The following is an 18,670-nucleotide window of genomic DNA, read 5'->3' on the forward strand; positions in this document are numbered from 1 at the left end:
CATGAGCGCAATGCTGCAAGTCACGGAAGAACCCCTGGCCGATGAGGACATCGTGCTGCTGCGCCGTGGCCGTCGCGGCAGATCCCTGACGGCCGTGTTCGCGGGGCTGATGTTCCTGCTGCTGGCGAGCAGCGCGATCGTGTTCGTCGTCCTGTTCGCGTCCGATCGCAGTCTGCGCCGCGGCGCTGACGGGGTGGTGGTCCTGTTGTGCGCAGTGGCGATGATGTGCTTCGCGGTCTTTCTTGGACGCAGGTTGTTGCGGCTGCCGCGCGCTTGGCGCCGCTTCAACCAGGCGTTGAAGGGGCGGATACCCAAGCAGATCGCTTCCGGTCACCTGACCGGCTTCGTTCCGGCCGAGATCCCCGGCATCTGCTACATCTTCGGCGAGCAGCGCGTGGACGTGGCCCTGCCGTTCTGGAACGAGATCACGCGCGACACCCGCGAAGGCTTTCGGCCAGTGACGGCTGCGGCGCTGACGAACCTGCCCGTGCGCCTGCATCTGCTGACGCTGCTGCCCGGTACGCCGCCCGTGCTATTGCGGGCTGAATACCCGATGAGCGCGCAGGCCTGGAATTCGGTCGAGGAAGTCAGCGATGCCGACCGCGAGACCGTGCGCAAGGAAGAACTGAGCCTGCGCAAGTTCTTCTACGCGCTGGCGCTGGTGCCGCTGGCCGGCAGCCTGTTCCTGGGGCCCTTGATCCTGCTGGCCGCATTCTTCGTCCTCATGGGGCTCGTGCTGGGCATGCGCAGCCCCAGGCTGAAGCGCGCCCGCTACAAGCACGGGGTACGCGGATTGGTCGAGGAAGTCGTGACCTATCGCCTGCGCGCGTCCAACTCGAACGTTTCCACGCTGGTCCACAACTATCGCATCGGGGGCGTGATGTATCGGGTCGAGCATTTCGGGCAAGCTGCCGCGCCGGGCCAGCGCGTTGCCTTCGAGTATCTGGACGGGACGGGCATCATGGGGCCGAGCGCCTTGTTCTTTCGGATCGAAGACGAGCCGGTCATGACGCTATGAGCGCGGTGCGCTGCCCGCCGCAATGAGCCCTGTCGGGATCGCTGCGTGCGCCGCGGGCCGAGCCAGTGACATCACACCTGTGCGCAACACGCTTGAGTGCTTGCGTTGTCGCCAGGCTCGTGGCGGCCATGCCTGGTGTCGGCCGGCGCTACACCCGCAACCGTGCAATTTCGACCTCGTCGCTTCGCCTCGTAGAGCAGGTCGTCTGCTCGCTTCAACGCGCTGGCGAAAGGTTCTCCTGCTCGCATGAGGGTCACCCCCATGCTGGCAGTGAACCGCGAATTCGGAACCTGCGGCGCCCAGCGCTGCGCCACGAAACTGGTACGGATATCCTCGGCGATCGCGGTGGCGCTTTCCAGATTCGCCGCGGGCAGCAGCAGCAGGAACTCTTCTCCGCCCAGCCGGGCTGCATGGATGTGAGGGGCTGCCTGCGGCCTGAGCAGGGCGCCGAATCGCGCCAGCACCATGTCGCCAAACGCATGGCCGAAGTCATCGTTGATGCGTTTGAAGTTGTCGATGTCGGCCATGATCAGCGCGGCCGGCGCCGCCGCATCCGAGAAAAGGCGTCCGGAAGCGGAGGCAAGCAGGTTATCAAGTCCTTGGCGATTCAGCAGGCCCGTCAAGGCGTCGGTATGGGCATGGCGGCGGTATTTCTCTATGGCGTCGTAGCTCGTGGCGATGAAGACTGCGAAGGTCAGGACTATGCTTCCAAGCAGGCCGGTGTATTGGATCAGGATGCCCCAGACAGAGGTTCTCCATTCGCCCGTTGCGAGCGGCGCTATCGGGGCGGCAAGGTACAGGATGCACTGGCCCGTCAACACCAGCGCGATGAAGAGGAATGCGGCGGTGAGCACCCTGTCCGACGTAGTCGCGGCCTGCCTGGCGAAGGACAGCGCGGCTCGCCAGGTCACGAGCGCGCAACAGGCTTGCACGAAGAACGTCTCCAGTCTTGCGCTGGCAAACAGCACTACCGAGACGACTACCATCGCCGTCGAAGCAAGCAGGACCGCAACATCGAAGTAGGGGGGAATCCGGCCGCGACGGCGGCTTTGGAGGGCACGGCAGGCCAGGATGACGCCGCCCAGAATGAAAGCATCCTCGACGACCTGTTTATATGGGGAAAGTGCGCTGGCCTGCACCAGCATGACGGCGTAGCCCACGCCCAGGCACGCCAGGGCGTAGCCCCACCGGAGCGTATTGAAGCCAATGAAGCGTGCGGCGCAGAGTCCGATGGCGCACATCAGGATCGCCGCGGGCACGGACCATTCAAGAAGGGTTGCGGGCATGGACAGGCGAATACGTGGAACAGTACCCAGTCGAGCGCATGCTCGGCCGACACAATTTGCGTGAGAAATATTACGGTGTGTCGCAATGTATCGCCAGGACTTAACCGTCAAGGATTGTCAAAGCGTTGCAGCCGCGTTCGCCGGAAAGCGAAAGCCGGTATACGCCGGACGCTGAGCAGCCCGGGAGATACCTGGCGGCTGTCAGCTGGCCGACAGCCGGGCGCGCGGGGCTCCAGCTACACTTTCGGCATTCCGCGCCGATGGCTGCCGGACCGGTCCCTTGCCCTGGGGCAAGGCGGCGGGCGGCCGATCTCTCACCTCCCGCCATGTCGCAAACCGATTCGTTCAATCTGAAGCAGATCGCCGTGCCGGCGTTCGGCCCGTCGCTGCTCTATGGCATCAGCAACGGCGCCATCCTTCCCGTGATCGCGCTCACCGCGCGCGATCAGGGCGCGTCGATGGCGACCGCCGGCCTGATCGCCGCCCTCATCGGGGTCGGCTCGTTGCTTTCCAACATTCCGTCCGCGCTGATCACCCATCGCTTCGGCGAGAAGCGCGCCATGGCCGGCGCGGCGGTGTTGAGCGTGGTCGGCCTGCTGCTCGTGATCGGCGTGCCCAATCTCTGGGTGCTGGCGCTGGCCATGCTGATGCAGGGGTGCGCGCAGTCGGTGTTTCAGCTGGCGCGCCAGAGCTACATGATAGAAGTCGTGCCGCTGACGTACAGGGCGCGCGCCTTGTCCACGCTCGGCGGTACGACACGGATCGGCACCTTCTTCGGCCCCTTCGCGGGCGCGGCGCTGATTCATTTCCTGGGGCTCGACGGCGCCTATTGGATTGCCGTTTGCGCCATGCTCGGCGCGGGATTCATCGCCATCAAGGCGCCCGACATCGAGCCCTCGGGTGGAGCGGGCGCGGGCGCGCCGCGCGCGCGCATGGGCGAGGTCGCGCGCGACCATCGCGGCGTGTACGCCACGCTGGGTGTGGGCGTGATGCTGATCAGCGCGCTGCGCGCGTCGCGCCAGGTGGTGATTCCCCTGTGGGCAGACCATCTGGGCCTCGACGCCGCCACCACGTCGCTTATCTACGGGCTGGTCGCCGCAGTCGACATGTCGGTGTTCTATCCGGCGGGCAAGGTGATGGACCAGCGCGGCCGCTTGTGGGTGGCACTGCCTTGCACGCTGCTGATGGGACTGAGCCTGATGGCGATCCCGCTCACGGACGGAGTGGCGAGCTTCATCCTGGCGTCGGCGGTGCTGGGCTTCGGCAACGGCATCGGATCGGGCATCGTGATGACACTGGGCGCCGACGCCGCCCCAGCGGGCGCGCGCACGCAGTTCCTCGGCATCTGGCGTTTCATGGCCGACCTCGGCTCGAGCGGCGGGCCCGTGGCGCTGTCGGTGCTGACCGCCCTGGTGTCGCTCGGCGGCGCATCGTTCGGCGTAGGCACGCTGGGCCTGGTGGCGGCCGGCGTGTTCTGGCGCTGGCTGCCGCGTAACGCGCAGGCTTGAGAGCCCTGTTCCAGGCCTCCCACTCGCATCGGGAGCCGTCCGCGTCCCGGCAGGGCAGCGGAAGATAGGGTGCCAGATTGAGCTTTCGCGCTGTAGTTTGTAGTCTGACATCATATTTTCTGCGGAATAGCCGCCTGCGGAGACGCTGATGCCGACTCTCTCCTATGCAATCCTCGAAGCCCCTTCCACGCTAGGCTTGGCGACCGACGGTGTGGAGCGCCTGCCTGATCAGCTCCTGGCCCACGGCCTTGCTGAGCGTATCCATGCGCGCCACGTCGGGCGATTGGCTGTACCTCCCAAGGATCCGACGCCCGATCCTGACACTGGCACCCTGAACGCCAAGGCCATTGCGGCGTGGTCGCCCAAGCTCGCCGACGCGGTGGAAGCGGTGCTCGACGCGGGCGAGTTTCCGGTTCTGCTAGGCGGCGATTGCACAATCTTGCTGGGTTCCATGCTCGCGTTTAGCAGGCGCGGCCGCTATGGTCTGCTCTTCATCGACGGCAACGCCGATTTTTTCCAGCCCGAGGCGGAACCCAACGGGGAAGGCGCCTCGATGGACCTAGCCTTCGTCACCGGCTACGGTCCGCCGCTATTAACCGACATCGAAGGGCGCGGTCCTCTAGTCCGCCCTGAAGACGTAGTTGCGTTCGCGTATCGCGATCACGACGACCAAAAGGAGTATGGGAGCCAGCCTCTTCCCGAAACGCTCAAGACGCTTGATCTCCCCGCAGTGCGTTCGATGGGCATCGAGGCTGCTGCGCGCCAGGCAGTCGATCACCTGACGCGAGCGGAGCTTGACGGCTTCTTTATCCACCTTGACGCAGACTGCCTTGACGACGCCATCATGCCTGCTGTCGATTTTCGCGTGCCTGGCGGCTTGTCGTGGGAAGAGCTGACGGCCGCGCTGCGGATTGCGCTGTCGAGCGGCAAGGCAGTCGGCCTTGAGATCACTATCTACAATCCGCATCTCGACGAAGATGGCAGCGCCGGGCGCGGCCTGGTCGATTTGCTGGCTGCAGCCCTCGGAACGGCAGGGTCGTCGGTGTAAACATGGATGCCGCAACGCAACCTCTACCCAGTGCTGCTGCGCTCTAATTTCGGGCGTCGCATCAGCGCGGCAATTGCTGCCACCATCAGGATGGAAACCGCGACCAGCATCGTCGCGACCGCGGTAATGGTGGGATCGATGCGTTCGAGAAGCTGAGTGAACATGCGCTTGGGTATCGTGTCGTGCGTCCCAGCCAGAAAAATCGTGACAGTGATTTCGTCAAAGCTGATCATGAAAGCGAATAGCCAGGCAGCGAATAGATTGGGAGCCATGTTGGGCGCGACCACCCGCCAAAGCACAATTGCGCGCGATGCGCCAAGTGTGCAGGCGACCTGCTCGACGCGGACATCGAGCGCGGCCAGACCGGTGGACACCACCAGTACGACATAGGGCGCGGCCAGGACCGCGTGCGCCAGAACAAGTCCGCCCATGGTTCCGAGCAGGCCAATGTTGGCAAAGAAGATATAGAGTGCGACGCCTGTAATGACGTGCGGTACCACCATGGGCGCCGCGAAATTCAACTCGAGTAGAGACCGGCCACGGAACCTGCCGCGAACCAGTCCGTATGCGGCGACGCTGCCGAGGCAAAGAGCGATAAGGCTCGAAATCAGTGCAATGAATACGGAGTTCTGGAGTGCTTCGATCCATCGCGGGTCGCCGAAGAATGCTTCGTACCATCGCAACGAGTAGCCAGGCGGGGGGAACTCCAGGGTACTGGAACTCGAGAAGGACATCGGCACCACGATGGCGACGGGAATGCAAATGAAGAACAGGACAAGAGATGCGTAGACGGCCAGTATGGCGGGGCCTGGTTTGCGGATTCTCTTGCTGTCCTGCATAGCCTTGGATTCTTCCATTAGAAGCCTTGACGACATGGGAGACCTCATGACGAACGTAGATTGAGTCGCCCAAGTCTTCTGCTTGTGGCGTACAGCGCCAGGCAGGCAAGCAGCAGAGCGATGGAAATGGCGGATGCCAGGTTCCAGTCGGGCATGCGGTTGATCAGCAAATCCAGCATGTTGACCAGCATTGGTACGCGTCCGCCACCCAGAATCATGGGTGTGACGTAGAAGCCGAGGGCCATCAGAAACACCAATAGTCCTCCCGCTGCGAGCGCGGGCAGAGTCAGCGGCAAGAATATTCGCCAAAATGCCGTCCATTCCGTCGCTCCCAGGGATCGCGCCGCATGCAGGAGTCTTGGATCGACTTTGCGCATTGCCGCGTACAGGGGCAGTACCAGAAAGGGCAGCAGGGCATTGACCACGCCGAGGGTTACGCCGCCGCGGTTGTACAAGAATGCGATCGGACCGTCGATGAGACCGCCAGCTTGCAACAGGCCGTTGACGATGCCGGCGTTGCCCAGCAGGATGATCCAGGCATAGGTACGGATGAGCACGCTAACCCAGAATGGGATGACCACGAGCGCAAGGGCGAAGAGCTGTGCTCTGGGAGTCAGACCGTTGATCCAGTATGCCAAGGGATAGCCTAGCGCCATGCAGGCCAGCGTGGCGAGCGCGGAGATGATGAAGGTATTGGCGATGACCTTCAGATAGAGCGGCGAGCCGAGTAGCTCGCCATAGTGCGCCAGCGTCGGATGGGGCCAGCCGAAGCTGCGGATCAGTGTGTCGAGTAGCGGTAGATTGAAAGCCAATACCATCAGCATGAGCAATGGCGCGACCAGCTTCAGCTCCGCCCGGCTGCTGCGCGGCAGCGTAGCGCTTTTTTTCGTCGGGTGCATTTTCAAAGCCCTAGCTTGAAGAGTTGCCACCGCTTTTCGACCACGGAGGCATGGGCGGCCCAGAATGCTTCATTGGGGAGGATTTGTACTTCCCGATTGGCCCGGCTCGTCGGGAACTGCGCCAGCTTGTCCTGCGGGAGCAGCTTGTCCAGGTAGGGACTATTGCCGGTATAGGGGATGATCTTCGCCGCCTCTGCCTGGGAAGCGGGCAGCGTCATCTGATGGAGCAGACCAAAGGCGGCGCTGGCTTGGGCCGGCGCGGCGCCTCGCGGCATGACGAAGTAACCAATATTCAGCAGCCCCTGATTGAATTCCAGGCGCAGCTTTGAGTTCCCCGCAACGCGGCCCGAATAGGAGGCGGCGTAGCGGACTTCGTTATCCAATAGCAATTGCGCGGGCTGGGCGCCGCTGGACCACCATACCGGTACGTGCGATTTGATCCGCTCCAGGCTGGCGAAGGCTCGATCGAAGTCGATTGGGTAGAGGTTCTCGGGCGCCACGCCATCGGCAAGCAACGCGATGGGTAGGGAGTAGTACGGGATATCGGGCAGTGAACGCCAGCCCGGAAACTTCGTGGTATCCCAGAAATCCTTCCAGTTGGACAAGGGAGTGGCATCGGCCCGTCCGGATAGCGCGACCGAGAAATACTGATACCCCATCCCATGTGTGTGCCGCGCCTCGGGGAACATCGCATCGGGATCGATCCGTGCCCAGTCCAAAGGCGCCAGCAGGTCAAGCGCCATGGCTTGGGCCAAGGCGGGGCCGCCGATTTCGTGCAGCACGGCGTCGATGCGCCCGGATTCGACCATCGCCCGCAGTTTTCCCAGGGGCGTTCCGGTAGTGTCTTCCCGTTGCACCGTGATGCCGGTGCGCGCGGTGTAGGCATCGATGTAACCTTTTTGGAGAGCCTCGCCGGACTGGCCCCCGGCCGCGATGATGCGTATGGACTTGACCGTTGCCGACGCTGGTGCTGCGGCACGCACCAGGGTGGGGGTGGCGCATGCGCCCATGGTAGCCAGCGACGACTTGATGAAAGTACGACGTTCCATGAAGGACTCCGTTAGTGCAGGTGGGTGACAGTGGCGGGGGGATGCGCCAATTCGGCGGGGTGTTTCTCCGGAAGCAGCCAGACGGCGTCTTCAGGCCATGAGAGAACCACATGGTCTCCAATAGCGAACCGGACTTTTTCGTCGCTGGCGGCGACTATGAACGGACGCGCCTGGCTGGTTTGGACGTGATAGCGTATGGACTGCCCCAGATAGACAATGTCCAGGACGCGCCCTCTGAGGCCCGCGTGCCCGGCAGATGGGGCGGATAGTGTGGCCCGTTCGGGCCGGACGATCGCCTGCACGAGATCGCCGTCCGTTGGTGGCTGTGATAGGCCCGAGGGATGGACTACCAGCCTCTCGCCTTCTCCAAGGTCAAGAATGAGCTTGGAGTCTGCCGTCGCAAGACGGCCGCGCAGGAAATTGGCGGTACCCAGAAAACCGGCCACAAACGAATTGCTTGGCCGTGTGTAGATTTCTTGTGGCGACCCGACTTGCTGCATCATGCCATCGGCAAGGAGCATCACCCGGTCGGACATGGACAATGCCTCTTCCTGGTCGTGGGTAACAAGGATGGTCGTCGTACCCAGAGAACGCTGCAGCCGCCGCAATTCCACCTGCACCTCTTCGCGCAGTTGTTTATCCAACGCTCCCATGGGTTCGTCCAGCAGCAGGATGTCGGGCTGGAAGACCAAGGCTCGAGCGAGCGCTACACGCTGTTGTTGCCCGCCGGACAACTGCGCGGGCCGACGGCTCTGCAGACCGTCCAGGCGCAGCAACGCGAGCACTTCCTTCACCTTCTTGTCTATTGCGGCGGCATCGTTGTGCCGGATTCGCAAAGGAAACGCGATGTTCTCGCGCACCGACAAATGGGGAAAGAGTGCATAGCTTTGGAAGACGAGACCGATGTTGCGCTGTGCAGGGGGGAGTCGGGTGACGTCGCGCGGGCCGAGGAAAATTGCTCCTTCGCTGGGCAGCGTAAGCCCGGCTATCAAGGCCAGCGTAGTGCTCTTGCCGGAGCCGCTTGGGCCGAGGATGGTCAGGAACTCCCCCTGTTCCACGTGCAAATTCAAATCTCGCAAGGCGGTCGTGCCATCGTAATGCTTGGACAGTTTCGCAATGGTGATTGCTGTCATATCGACTCCCCCTATTCTTGTTGGCGCTACAGTGTTTGGGTGCTCAGTAGGTATGGGCGTTGGTTTGCGCCGTCAGCTTGTTATCGCGTACGTTTTTGACGGCTGCGCGCAGGTCGTCCAGGTAGCTGTCCATGATCGATTGGTGCACCGGATTCACCATGAAGTGGATTGCCACGGGATCCACGCCGACGCCGACGAACCATCCCTTTTTGTCCAGCTCTTGAGCGACAGCGTTGATGTCGACCGACGAATCTCGCGATCGATAAAGCACGAAAGAAAGCTCGCTATGAGGACGGAGTACCTCCAAACCCTCGATGTCTTCGATCCCTCGAATCATGCGATTGCGCGTATCGGCCACGATCTTGGCGATACCCCGATATCCCTCGGTGCCCAGGTAATTCAAGACCGCCCACGCCGAGGCGACGGGGCTGGCGGGGCGTGTGCCGAGAAACGTGTCCGTCTCGTAGTGGCCACGGGGCCAATCGTCGAATTCGAAGCGTTGGTGTTGTTTGAAGGTTTCGTTGCGATAAAGAATCAGCGAGGCGCCTTTCGCGGCGAATCCGTACTTGTGGATGTCGGCCGAGATGCTTGTGACGCCAGGCAGCGAGAAATCAAAGTCAGGAATGGGTTCGCCATTGAGCTTCATGAACGGGCCGAGAAAGCCGCCCACGCACGCGTCCACATGCAGTGGAACTTGGTGTTTCAACGCGACCTCTGAAAGTGCCGCGATCGGATCGTAGACGCCATGCGGATATGCAGGAGCGGAACCCACGATCAGTGCCGTGCGATCGTCAACGGCAGCATTCAGCGCCTGGACGTCGACCCGGAAATCGTCGCCGATGGCAATGCGCTGCACGTCCATGTCCAGGTAATACGCGGCTTTGTTGAACGCCGGGTGCGCTGAACGCGGGACCACGATCTTGAGCCGTTCATGGCCGGCGGCGACCCCAGTCGCCCTTTTCAGGCTACGCGCCGATTTCACCGCCTGGAAAATGCTCTCGGTCCCGCCCGAAGTGAAGCTGCCTGCGGCGCCAGCCGGAGCATTGAACAGGGACAGCGCCATGTCGATGACTTCCGATTCCAGGCGCTGGACACTGGGGAACGCCTTGCGGCCCAGGCCATTCTCCATGAAGTACTTTGCCGAGGCGTTCTTCGATACGGCGCCGAGCGCGTCATCCAGCCAGTAGACATAGAGCGCCATCCTGCCTTCGTCCCAGCGGTAGTCCCCATTTTTGGCGTCATCCAGGCGTTTCTCCAGCGCGGGCCAGGGCGTGCCGGTGGCTGGAAATTCGATTCGCGGGGATAGAGGGGAATGAGGCGTGGTCATGGCAGGTGCTTTATGTGAAAGTGAATGAGAAATTAAGATATCACGAACTATTAAATTTGTGATCACAAAAATGGATCGGGAATTCCCGTATGCGGCCAGGACGATCCAGGGGGATCCGCGATTTCCGTGAGAACGCCCAGTTCCATGGGCGCGCGTATGCCCGCCGGAAGGTCGACGTTCAATGTGATCGGGTCTTTTGCGAGCAGGCCTATCGGCTAGGCATGAAAGATGCCGCGTTCCGACAGCGCGGGGCGGCAAGACGGACTACCGTGGCGAGCGCTTGCGTCGATGCGCCGGGCCGCAGTGACAATAGCCGGCCCGATACGGGCGCGCCATGCGCCGCGCCGGCTTAGGCGAAACGATCGATCGAATACCATGGCCCCAGGAGGGGCGCCGCCGTTACGTCGTGCTCGGGCCAAATCCGACTATCACTCCAGGCGTAACGGCCGGGAGCGTAAATGCTGAGGCCTGGGGTGGCGACAGCGAGCGCTGTCCCGATGCCCGCAAAGTTCAGCTTGAAGTGGTAGCCCGACTTGATGCCGACAAAATCGAATTCGCCCGGTTCGACGCCATGGCTGCGGAACCCCTGCGGATCGTGAATCAGTCCGGGCTGGCTGGTGGCGATGACGACGGAACCGTCGGGCAGGCGCAAGGTCGCTGTCAGGCCAAGTTGAATCAACGTTCCCTGCTTGTATGGCCCGCTCACGACGTAGCTGCCCGGTCCCAACGCGGTGACCTCGACCTCGGTTTCCAGTGACGACAGGCCAGGCGTATCAAGGCCCCCGAGTCTGGCGACGAAGCGAGCGTCGACGCCGAGCGCATGCGCGTCCTGGACCGCGATTGCATCGGTCACTGTTACGGCGCCGCGCAGCGGCCGCTGGCGATGCTGGGCATGACGCAGGATTTCAATGCTGTCGCCAGGCGCTCCAGCAAGCACGCGATCTCCCATATCCGCCAGAAGAAACGGGCGTTCATTGGGACTTTCCTGGACCTTGTCGAGAGCTGCTTCCGTGGTCGGTAGCGTATCTGGAAATTCATCACGCCGAAGCCAGAAATCGCCCGCCAGCTTTGCGGACAGCTTGGCGGCGAGCACGGCATCGCCATCGGCGATGACCAGCGCGCCTTGGCCCATGGCCTGGCCGTTGGCGTAGGGAAAAACGTTGAGCAGGGAAATATCCAGTACCGCTGGGTGTTGGTGCAGCATCTGGCGGGCTTGCTCGTGCAGCGCCTGGAGCGGGCCTGAACTGGTGTCGGCATTCCCTGGCAGAATCATGCGAGCCTTGGTGAGTACCGAAACCGGCCTGATCTTCTTTCGGATTGCAGCCTCCAGCAGTTGGACGCAGCGGCGCCCGCAGTCCATGACGTCGCGATGCGGGTTTTCCTTGCAGGCGCTGACAATGTCTGCCGCCGTCAGCATGTCGGCCGTTATATGGCAATGGAGATCCAGGCCGACGGCAATTGGCACGTCCTCGCCCACCCAGGCGCGCAAGAGTTTAAGGAAGTGGCCTTCGACATCGCTAATCGACGCGGTGGCCATGGCGCCATGCAGCTCCAGCGCGATGCCGTCGATTCGTCCAAATCGCTCCAGAGTGCTTTCTATGCTTGTCTTGAACCGCGCTACGAGGTTCTCGTACACGTCTTCATCGACGGGGCCGCCAGGCGCAGCTTCGGCGAAGAGGGCCGGTATGGCCGTGTGTCCCCGCTGTGTCAGTTCCGAAACAATGCCTCCCAAGGTCGTGCCCGCGCCTTGCATCTCGGATATGAGCTCGGGGCCTTCGAGCCATGCAAATGCAGTTGCCGTGGTTCGGCGAGGACTGAACGCATGTGTCTCGTGGAAAAAGCCGCCAACAACAATTTTCAAGGATCCGGTTTTCATGCCAGTTCAGACGCTCAGTTGACTCGCGGCATTTGCGTGTCGCGGATCATCTGCCCCATTTCCTGGAGGCCCTTTTTTAACTGTGCGGCATACTCGGCGCCGTTCAGCGGCATTGCGTCCATGCCCAACTTGTCGAATGACTCGAGCGTCGCGGCATCACGGACTGCTGCGATGACTGCATCCTGCAGAATGGCAAGCACCTCGGGCGGAGTGCCAAGCGGCGCTGCAAGCCCGATCGAGGCATCGATCTGTACTGGCCAGCCGCTCTCCCGAAGCGTTGGTACGTCTGGGTACTCGGGCCAGCGCATCGGACCCACTGACGCAATCATTCGCAGTTTGCCGGCTTGCAGGTGCGCTAGAACGTCGGAGGGGTTCGCGACGGTGACGTCTATTTGCTTGCCCAGCAGGGCGTTAACCGTCTCGGTGCCGGACTTGTACAAGACTTGTTCGAACTTGCCTCCGGTCTGGCGACTGAGATCGAGCACGGCGAGGTTGACTGCAGCGCTGGGTGAGCCCAGAAAAACGCCATCTCCCTTCTTTGCGTTGTTCAGCAGGTCTTGCAGGGTGAGATAGGGGGAATCGGCCCGCACCACGATGCCGTAACGGTACCGTCCCACGCCAGCCACGAAGGCGAAATCCTGATCTGCATAGGGGAGCTTCATCAGGTGCGGCAGGATGGCCTGTGTGGAATAAGTGACCACGCCGACGGTATAGCCATCTGGCGCCTGGCGTGCGACGTAGCTTGGGCCGAGCGTGCCGAGCGCACCGGGCTTGTTTTCGACCACCACGGGTCGGCCCAGTCTAGCTTCCATGCCCTTGGCCAGAACGCGCGCAGCGACATCGGTGTTACCACCGGGGCCGTAATTTACGACGAGGTGAATTTCGTTCTTGGGAAAGTCTGCCGCCGCGGCGGCTGTCCCCAGGCTCGAGAGGGCAAGGAAGGCGGCGAGGGCTATGTGCGCGCGTGGGCTGGCATCAATGCTGCAATTCTGGGACGTGGTGTTGGCCATGTCGAATCCCCGGAGTGTCGATTTTGTTCCAGAAATATATCACTTATGGAAAATAATGTGATCACAAAATAACGCTAGGGAATTCCCTTGCCACGTAGCTAGGCAAGGACGCCGGAGTGCGCCGTGCGAAATTCTGGGAGAATTGGCCCTGTTTTATGTCACATTCAACTCCGTCATGCAGCGTGTCATGTCCGAAGCAACCCCAGAAACAGCTATGCGCGAGAGCGTCTATCAAGGCATTCGTGGGTCTCTGATCTGCGGGCGTTTCGCGCCCGGGGAAAAACTGCTGCTGCGGCAACTCGCGTCGGAATTCGAGGTCAGTCTGACCCCGGTTCGAGAGGCGCTGCATCGCCTCATTGCGGAAGGCGTGCTGACGCAGGAGCACAGCCGCTCCGTGCGTGTGCCCATATTGTCGAAGGCACGGGTGCTGGAGTTACGGGACATCCGCCTTTCGTTGGAAGGCCTGGCTGCTGAACGCGCCGCTGCGAACGCGACGGCGGCGGACATCAAGGTGCTGGAGCGGTTGGCAGGCGAGGTTGAGGCCGCCCGGCATTCGGGCGATATCGCAAAGGACACGCAAAAGGTGGCCGAGTTTCAGGTCGCTCTTTACCGGGCTAGCGAAATGCCCGTACTCGTGCGGCACATCGAAATGCTGTGGCTGCAGACCGGTCCTTACATCCGGCTGTTGCATCCAGATTTCATCCGCATGGTGCAACAAGTGCGCGCAGGATGGCGATATGAGCTATGCGATGCTTTGCGCAAGCGAGACGGTGGCAAGGCGCGGCAATTGATAGAGACCGACATTTCCGAAGCCCTTACTTATTTAGCGAATCTTTTCGACGCGGCTGCATTGATCAACCACGCGTGAGAGCTTCGGCTGTTGAGCGTGGAGTGATGGGACCACGCCGCTTTCTATTGAGCGGAACGAAGTCCATTCAACATGCCCAATACCCCTCTGCTCAGCGCACCGCGAACCAAGCCCCCTCCAGGCTGCCATTCATGCCGCAGAATGGCGGGCCGAAGCCGTCGTTGGCCACACCGGCGGGCGGCGTTTCACGCACCATCAGCACGGCGCCGCGGCGCGTCAGATCCAGGGTCCAGGGCGGCCCGTCCTGATAGCTGACGATCAGGCTGTCGCCGGAGGCGACCGCCTTGCCGCTCAGATCGCAGACCCAGCGGCCGTTGTAGGGCTGGGCCGAGTTGGCCGCCACGAACAATTGGCCGTCGGCGGTTCGGGTGATTTCAATTTCACCCTCGAGGTTCTTCCACTTGCCGACGAAGCCGGCAGCCGGCTGGGGATTGATGGCCTTCAGAAAATCCAGACGGTAGCGCATGCTGGTGCCGATCTCTTTGACGGGAGTGCTTCCCGTAAAGGGCTCGGCATAGATGTTGTCCCGCACGCTCAGGAAATAACGTTGATCGGAGGTCAGCGATTTGACCGCCTCGGCGTCGAGCTTGGCACGCACAGCCTTGTACTGCTGCGCGATGGCCGCGTCCTGGTCAGCCAGCGCCGGGTGCGCGCAAATGGCTTTTTCGACCGGAGACGTGGCTTTGGCGCAGTTGAAAGAGGGGGCAGCCGCGGCGCTGCCTGCCATGGCCAACGATGCTGCAAAGACCAGATGACGGATCATCGTGTGTAGTGCTCCAGGTTGTGTGCAGGTTCGGGCAGCCCGCAGGCGCCGAGATAACGGCGCAGTTTACCGGTGCGGACGTTGTTGGCGCTGTTTGCCGCCTGGGTGACCGTCCGTGCCGCGTCGTGGGCTATTTCTTCCTCTGGCTGGTCTTGGCCTGTTTCCAGAACGCTGCTGCCGCGGGAGACAGGCGGTTCTCGTTCAGGCATGCCAGTCCGACGCGCCGTGCCGTCTTGGGCAGCAAAGGGCGGTAGACCACGCCGGGATAGGTGTCCGGCAGTGCGAGCGATGCCACTACCGATATTCCTTCGCCCTTCTGTACGAACGCCAGAATCGACAGCATCTGGGTCAGTTCATGCGAAATCTTCGGCGTGGTTTCGGATCGCGCGAACATTTTGGCGACCAGGCTTTGTGATCCGGCGTGGGTCAGGATCAAGGGGTGGCGGCCCAGGTGGCGGATATCGATGGATGGCGCCGCAGCCAGCGCATGTCCTTCCGGCAGCACGGCAACCAATTCGTCCTCGGCCAATTGGAGGGTGTCGAAATTGCTTTTCGGCAGGGTGACGACGCCGATCTCCAGTCGGCGCTCGATCAAGTCCTGTTCGATCTCGCCATCGGCTTTCTCGAAGACCCGTACATCGATTCCGGGGTAGAGCTGCCGAAAACGTTGCAGCAGCGGCGGAAGTAGCTGCAACGAGGAACTCAGGCCAAACGATCCCAACCGAAGCATCCCGCTGTTGAGGCCCGCGCTTGCGCCCGCCGTTGCCTGGATGAGATGCATCGCGGCAAACAGGTCGCGCACATGAGGCAGTATCTGCTGCCCGGCATGGGTGAGTTCCAGCTGCGGAGCATTGCGATCAATCAGGTCTGTGCCCAGCGTGGTTTCGAGCGCACGCAGTACGTGGCTGGTGGTGGACGGCGTCATGCCTATCTTGGAGCCGCCGCTGGCGATGCCGTCCGACGCAGCGAGCGACAGGAATAGCTCCAGTTGACGCAAGGTTGGCGCATTGGGTCCAAGTGGAGATGTCATATTGAATTCAAATTCAATTGTTGTTGAATTCTTTGAATTCTAGACTTATTCCCGTTGCCACCGGAAAAAGTCCATGCTCTCGCCACTCGTTTCCACTCTGCGTTCCTCACCCATCCAGGTCATGGCAGAGCAGACCCGCCAAGCCATTCAACAGGGCCGCAGCGTCATCGACATGACGCTGGGCGAACCCGATTTCCCGACGCCTGCCCATATCTGCGAGGCCGCGGCGCGCGCCATCGCCGGCGGCCAGACGCGCTACACGCCGATCAACGGCACCCCATTGTTGCGCGAGGCGATCGTCGAGAAGTTCCGCAGGGACAACGGCATCGAATGCACGCCGGCGCAGATCAATGTGGCTTGTGGCGGCAAGCAGGTGATCTATCAGGCTTTCCTGGCCACCTTGTCGCCTGGCGACGAGGTGATGATCCCGGCGCCGTATTGGGCGTCCTACAGCGATATCGTGTCGATGAATGGCGGCGTGCTGCGCCCCTTGGCGACGACGCCGGACGAGGCCTACGCGCTGCATCCGCAGGCGCTCGAGGCTGCCATCACGACGAAGACCAAATGGCTGGTCCTGAACTCGCCCAGCAACCCCAGCGGCACCGCCTATGCGCAATCGCAGCTGGAGCAGTTCGCCGCCGTCATCCGGGCGAGCCGCAATCAGGACTTCCTGATCATGGTCGACGACATCTATGAACACATACTCTTTGACGGCAGGACTTTCGTCACGTTCGCACAGGTCGCGCCGGATCTCGCGCATCGGATCCTGACCGTCAACGGCGTGTCCAAGGCTTACTCGATGACGGGCTGGCGCGTGGGCTATGCCTGCGGTCCCAGGTTCTTGATCGATGCGATGACGAAAGTGCAGATGCAAATCAACTCCCACACGTCCTCGGTGTCGCAGGCGGCCGCAGCCGCCGCGCTCGCGGGTCCGCAGGACGAGGTGCGCCGCCGCTGCGGCATCTTCCAGCAACGCCGCGATTACCTGCTGGCGCAGTTCGCGCAAATCGATGGCCTGGCGACGCCGCGGCCGGAAGGCGCGTTTTACCTGTTTCCCGACGTACGCGGTTTCATCGGTCGCAAGACGCCTGCCGGCCTACGTCTGGAGGATGACGTTGCGCTGGCGTCATACCTGCTGGGCGCGGGCGTGGCTGCCGTGCCGGGTTCGGGTTTCGGCATGCCGGGATTCATGCGCCTTTCGTACGCGACTTCCGATCAAAACCTGCAGATCGCAGCCGCCCGCATGGCCGCCTCCCTGGGCAATCTTCAATAGCCGCGGCGTTTGCCGCCGCCATTTTTCAAGCACTCGTATCAAAGCCTTCCTAAAGGGGAATGTTGCATGTCCACGGTTTCGCAGATCATCGGTAAACGCCTGTACGAAGCAGGGTGCCGCCACGCATTCGGGATTCCTGGCGGCGAGGTCCTGTCCGTCATGCGTGGACTGGACGAAGCGGGGGTCAAATTCACTCTGGTCAAGCATGAGAACTCCGGCGGCTTCATGGCGGAGGGAGTGTTCCACCGCACTGGCGCGCCGGGCGTGCTGGTCGCCACCTTGGGGCCTGGCGTGGCCAATGCGGTGAACGTGGTGGCCAATGCGCTGCAGGACCGCGTGCCCATGATCTTCCTGACCGGCTGCGTCGACGAGGACGAAGCCGCCACCTATACCCATCAGGTGTTCGACCATGCCGCCCTGATGCGGCCGATCACCAAGGCCTCGTTGCGCATGACGCCGGGCAATGCAGAGGCCATCATGGACAAGGCATTGGCCATAGCAATGGACGATCCCCCCGGACCGGTTCATGTCGACGTGCCGATCAGCGTGGCCATCGCCGAGGCCGCTGTGGCCAGGGGCGCCCGGCGCGTCCAGCCGGCCCCGGCCGTTCCCGCGCATACCGAGCAGCTCGAATTGGCACGGTCGTGGTTGGGCAATGCCAAGCGCCCCGTCATCATTGCCGGCGTGGAGGCCCTGCATCATCGGGCGGAGGAGCAGGTCCGCGCGCTGGTGCAGAAGCACCGGATCCCGCTGATCACCACGTACAAGGCCAAGGGCATCATCGACGAGCGTGACGATATGGCCGTGGGCGGCATGGGCCTTTCGCCGAAGGCCGACAGCATCGTGCTGCCGCTGATCAAAGAGGCGGATGTGGTGCTGTTGCTGGGCTATGACCCGATCGAAATGCGGGTGGGCTGGCGCAACATCTGGGAAGACGGCGCGCACGTGATCGAGCTGTCCTCGAACCGCAATACGCATTACATGCACCAGTCGGCGATCAGCTTCGTGGGCGACATCAAATGCGGGGTGGAGGTGTTGGCCGACGGCTTGCGCACCGCATCGGAATGGCAGGACGACGAGGTCAGGGCCATCAAGCGTGCGCTGGCGAGCATCTACCGCGTCGACGAAGAATGGGGCCCCGGCGCCATCGTGGATGTCGCGCGCGCGGAAATGCCGGCCAATACCGTGGCGTCGGTCGACAGCGGCGCGCACCGCATCCTGCTGTCCCAGACCTGGCAGTGCTACGAGCCGCGCACCTTGATGCAGTCGTCGGGTCTTTGCACCATGGGTTGCTCCTTGCCCCTGGGCATAGGCGCCAAGCTGGCGGAGCCCGAACGCCCCGTGGCGGTCTTCACGGGCGATGCCTGCCTGGAGATGACACTGGGCGAGTTGGCGACCGCCCGGGACGCCAAGACTCCGGTCATTGTCTTCGTGTTCGCGGACGAATCCCTGTCGCTCATCGAGATCAAGCAGCGCGGCACCGGGCAGCCAAACCTGGGGGTGGATTTCCCCGGGACGGACTTTGCGGCCGTGGCCAGGAGCATGGGTGGCCTGGGCTTCGACGTGCAGGACCGCGCGGGCCTGGCGCGAGCGATACGCGAGGCCCTGGCGGCAAAGACGTATTCGATCATCTCCTGCCGCATCCCGCGCAAGGCGTACGACAACCGGATCTGAGGCACGCGCGGGACGGATTGCAGCAACCAGGCAGGAGAGTGCTTCCAGCTTCAAAAAAACCAAGGGGAA

At 62.3% G+C, this 18,670-nt stretch carries 16 protein-coding genes; 6 read left to right on the forward strand and 10 right to left on the reverse strand.

The annotated features are described in order from the left end of the window. The first annotated feature begins 1 nt into the window (after window position 1). Complete coding sequence (locus AC3WOB_RS04655) at window positions 2–1,018, forward strand: hypothetical protein (RefSeq protein ID WP_013396126.1); 1,017 nt, start codon at window positions 2–4, stop codon at window positions 1,016–1,018. A 71-nt stretch (window positions 1,019–1,089) separates the two neighbouring features. Here the strand turns inward: AC3WOB_RS04655 and AC3WOB_RS04660 are convergent, their stop codons facing one another. Next, window positions 1,090–2,304 (reverse strand): GGDEF domain-containing protein, encoded by a 1,215-nt coding sequence (locus tag AC3WOB_RS04660; protein WP_013396125.1) that lies wholly within the window; start codon window positions 2,302–2,304, stop codon window positions 1,090–1,092. 326 nt (window positions 2,305–2,630) lie between these two features. On the opposite strand from AC3WOB_RS04660, the gene AC3WOB_RS04665 reads away from it, so the two are divergent. After that, complete coding sequence (locus AC3WOB_RS04665) at window positions 2,631–3,812, forward strand: MFS transporter (protein ID WP_013396124.1); 1,182 nt, start codon at window positions 2,631–2,633, stop codon at window positions 3,810–3,812. 148 nt (window positions 3,813–3,960) lie between these two features. Continuing rightward, window positions 3,961–4,860: an arginase family protein gene (locus tag AC3WOB_RS04670; RefSeq protein ID WP_492274327.1), complete on the forward strand. Its 900-nt coding sequence runs from the start codon at window positions 3,961–3,963 to the stop codon at window positions 4,858–4,860. A 23-nt stretch (window positions 4,861–4,883) separates the two neighbouring features. Here AC3WOB_RS04670 and AC3WOB_RS04675 read toward each other — a convergent pair whose 3' ends face one another. From AC3WOB_RS04675 to AC3WOB_RS04705, 7 genes are all read right to left on the reverse strand, one after another. Then, window positions 4,884–5,717 carry an ABC transporter permease gene (locus tag AC3WOB_RS04675; RefSeq protein WP_158307672.1) on the reverse strand — a complete coding sequence of 278 codons (834 nt, stop codon included), beginning with the start codon at window positions 5,715–5,717 and terminating at the stop codon, window positions 4,884–4,886. A 26-nt stretch (window positions 5,718–5,743) separates the two neighbouring features. Then, complete coding sequence (locus AC3WOB_RS04680; protein ID WP_492274328.1) at window positions 5,744–6,598, reverse strand: ABC transporter permease; 855 nt, start codon at window positions 6,596–6,598, stop codon at window positions 5,744–5,746. Between the two features lie 2 nt (window positions 6,599–6,600). Then, the gene (locus AC3WOB_RS04685; RefSeq protein ID WP_492274329.1) at window positions 6,601–7,647 is read right to left on the reverse strand and encodes an extracellular solute-binding protein; all 1,047 of its coding nucleotides are present in this window, start codon (window positions 7,645–7,647) and stop codon (window positions 6,601–6,603) included. 11 nt (window positions 7,648–7,658) lie between these two features. Further along, complete coding sequence (locus AC3WOB_RS04690) at window positions 7,659–8,780, reverse strand: ABC transporter ATP-binding protein (RefSeq protein WP_492274330.1); 1,122 nt, start codon at window positions 8,778–8,780, stop codon at window positions 7,659–7,661. A 43-nt stretch (window positions 8,781–8,823) separates the two neighbouring features. Next, on the reverse strand, window positions 8,824–10,107 hold the full coding sequence (locus AC3WOB_RS04695; RefSeq protein ID WP_492274331.1) for a pyridoxal phosphate-dependent decarboxylase family protein: 1,284 nt from the start codon (window positions 10,105–10,107) through the stop codon (window positions 8,824–8,826). Window positions 10,108–10,456: 349 nt separating this feature from the next. Next, window positions 10,457–11,983: a M81 family metallopeptidase gene (locus tag AC3WOB_RS04700; RefSeq protein WP_492274332.1), complete on the reverse strand. Its 1,527-nt coding sequence runs from the start codon at window positions 11,981–11,983 to the stop codon at window positions 10,457–10,459. Window positions 11,984–11,997: 14 nt separating this feature from the next. Continuing rightward, window positions 11,998–12,993, reverse strand: a complete 996-nt coding sequence (locus AC3WOB_RS04705) for a Bug family tripartite tricarboxylate transporter substrate binding protein (RefSeq protein ID WP_492274333.1) — start codon at window positions 12,991–12,993, stop codon at window positions 11,998–12,000. A 187-nt stretch (window positions 12,994–13,180) separates the two neighbouring features. Here AC3WOB_RS04705 and AC3WOB_RS04710 point away from each other — a divergent pair, with 187 nt between their 5' ends. Beyond that, a complete protein-coding gene (locus AC3WOB_RS04710; protein ID WP_207470672.1) occupies window positions 13,181–13,861 on the forward strand; it encodes a GntR family transcriptional regulator in 681 nt (226 codons plus the stop codon). A 91-nt stretch (window positions 13,862–13,952) separates the two neighbouring features. Here the strand turns inward: AC3WOB_RS04710 and AC3WOB_RS04715 are convergent, their stop codons facing one another. Together AC3WOB_RS04715 and AC3WOB_RS04720 are read right to left on the reverse strand one after the other, a co-directional pair. Then, window positions 13,953–14,588, reverse strand: coding sequence for a lysozyme inhibitor LprI family protein (locus AC3WOB_RS04715; protein WP_237709943.1), 636 nt, complete (start codon window positions 14,586–14,588; stop codon window positions 13,953–13,955). Between the two features lie 166 nt (window positions 14,589–14,754). Then, window positions 14,755–15,654, reverse strand: coding sequence for a LysR family transcriptional regulator (locus AC3WOB_RS04720; RefSeq protein ID WP_492274334.1), 900 nt, complete (start codon window positions 15,652–15,654; stop codon window positions 14,755–14,757). A 73-nt stretch (window positions 15,655–15,727) separates the two neighbouring features. Here AC3WOB_RS04720 and AC3WOB_RS04725 point away from each other — a divergent pair, with 73 nt between their 5' ends. After that, window positions 15,728–16,927 carry a pyridoxal phosphate-dependent aminotransferase gene (locus AC3WOB_RS04725; protein WP_492274335.1) on the forward strand — a complete coding sequence of 400 codons (1,200 nt, stop codon included), beginning with the start codon at window positions 15,728–15,730 and terminating at the stop codon, window positions 16,925–16,927. A 66-nt stretch (window positions 16,928–16,993) separates the two neighbouring features. Continuing rightward, window positions 16,994–18,601, forward strand: coding sequence for a thiamine pyrophosphate-binding protein (locus AC3WOB_RS04730; protein WP_492274336.1), 1,608 nt, complete (start codon window positions 16,994–16,996; stop codon window positions 18,599–18,601). The last annotated feature ends 69 nt before the right edge of the window (window positions 18,602–18,670 follow it).

Source organism: Achromobacter sp. FW305-C-30-7 (genome assembly GCF_058783105.1).

Bases quoted from the DNA above. Each gene is read 5' to 3' on its own strand.
- AC3WOB_RS04655 (WP_013396126.1), top strand. From the start codon at position 2: ATGAGCGCAATGCTGCAAGTCACGGAAGAACCCCTGGCCGATGAGGAC.
- AC3WOB_RS04715 (WP_237709943.1), bottom strand. From the start codon at position 14,588: ATGGCAGGCAGCGCCGCGGCTGCCCCCTCTTTCAACTGCGCCAAAGCC.
- AC3WOB_RS04705 (WP_492274333.1), bottom strand. From the start codon at position 12,993: ATGGCCAACACCACGTCCCAGAATTGCAGCATTGATGCCAGCCCACGC.
- AC3WOB_RS04665 (WP_013396124.1), top strand. From the start codon at position 2,631: ATGTCGCAAACCGATTCGTTCAATCTGAAGCAGATCGCCGTGCCGGCG.
- AC3WOB_RS04690 (WP_492274330.1), bottom strand. From the start codon at position 8,780: ATGACAGCAATCACCATTGCGAAACTGTCCAAGCATTACGATGGCACG.
- AC3WOB_RS04730 (WP_492274336.1), top strand. From the start codon at position 16,994: ATGTCCACGGTTTCGCAGATCATCGGTAAACGCCTGTACGAAGCAGGG.
- AC3WOB_RS04725 (WP_492274335.1), top strand. From the start codon at position 15,728: ATGCTCTCGCCACTCGTTTCCACTCTGCGTTCCTCACCCATCCAGGTC.
- AC3WOB_RS04680 (WP_492274328.1), bottom strand. From the start codon at position 6,598: ATGCACCCGACGAAAAAAAGCGCTACGCTGCCGCGCAGCAGCCGGGCG.
- AC3WOB_RS04710 (WP_207470672.1), top strand. From the start codon at position 13,181: ATGTCCGAAGCAACCCCAGAAACAGCTATGCGCGAGAGCGTCTATCAA.
- AC3WOB_RS04695 (WP_492274331.1), bottom strand. From the start codon at position 10,107: ATGACCACGCCTCATTCCCCTCTATCCCCGCGAATCGAATTTCCAGCC.
- AC3WOB_RS04660 (WP_013396125.1), bottom strand. From the start codon at position 2,304: ATGCCCGCAACCCTTCTTGAATGGTCCGTGCCCGCGGCGATCCTGATG.
- AC3WOB_RS04675 (WP_158307672.1), bottom strand. From the start codon at position 5,717: ATGGAAGAATCCAAGGCTATGCAGGACAGCAAGAGAATCCGCAAACCA.
- AC3WOB_RS04670 (WP_492274327.1), top strand. From the start codon at position 3,961: ATGCCGACTCTCTCCTATGCAATCCTCGAAGCCCCTTCCACGCTAGGC.
- AC3WOB_RS04720 (WP_492274334.1), bottom strand. From the start codon at position 15,654: ATGACATCTCCACTTGGACCCAATGCGCCAACCTTGCGTCAACTGGAG.
- AC3WOB_RS04700 (WP_492274332.1), bottom strand. From the start codon at position 11,983: ATGAAAACCGGATCCTTGAAAATTGTTGTTGGCGGCTTTTTCCACGAG.
- AC3WOB_RS04685 (WP_492274329.1), bottom strand. From the start codon at position 7,647: ATGGAACGTCGTACTTTCATCAAGTCGTCGCTGGCTACCATGGGCGCA.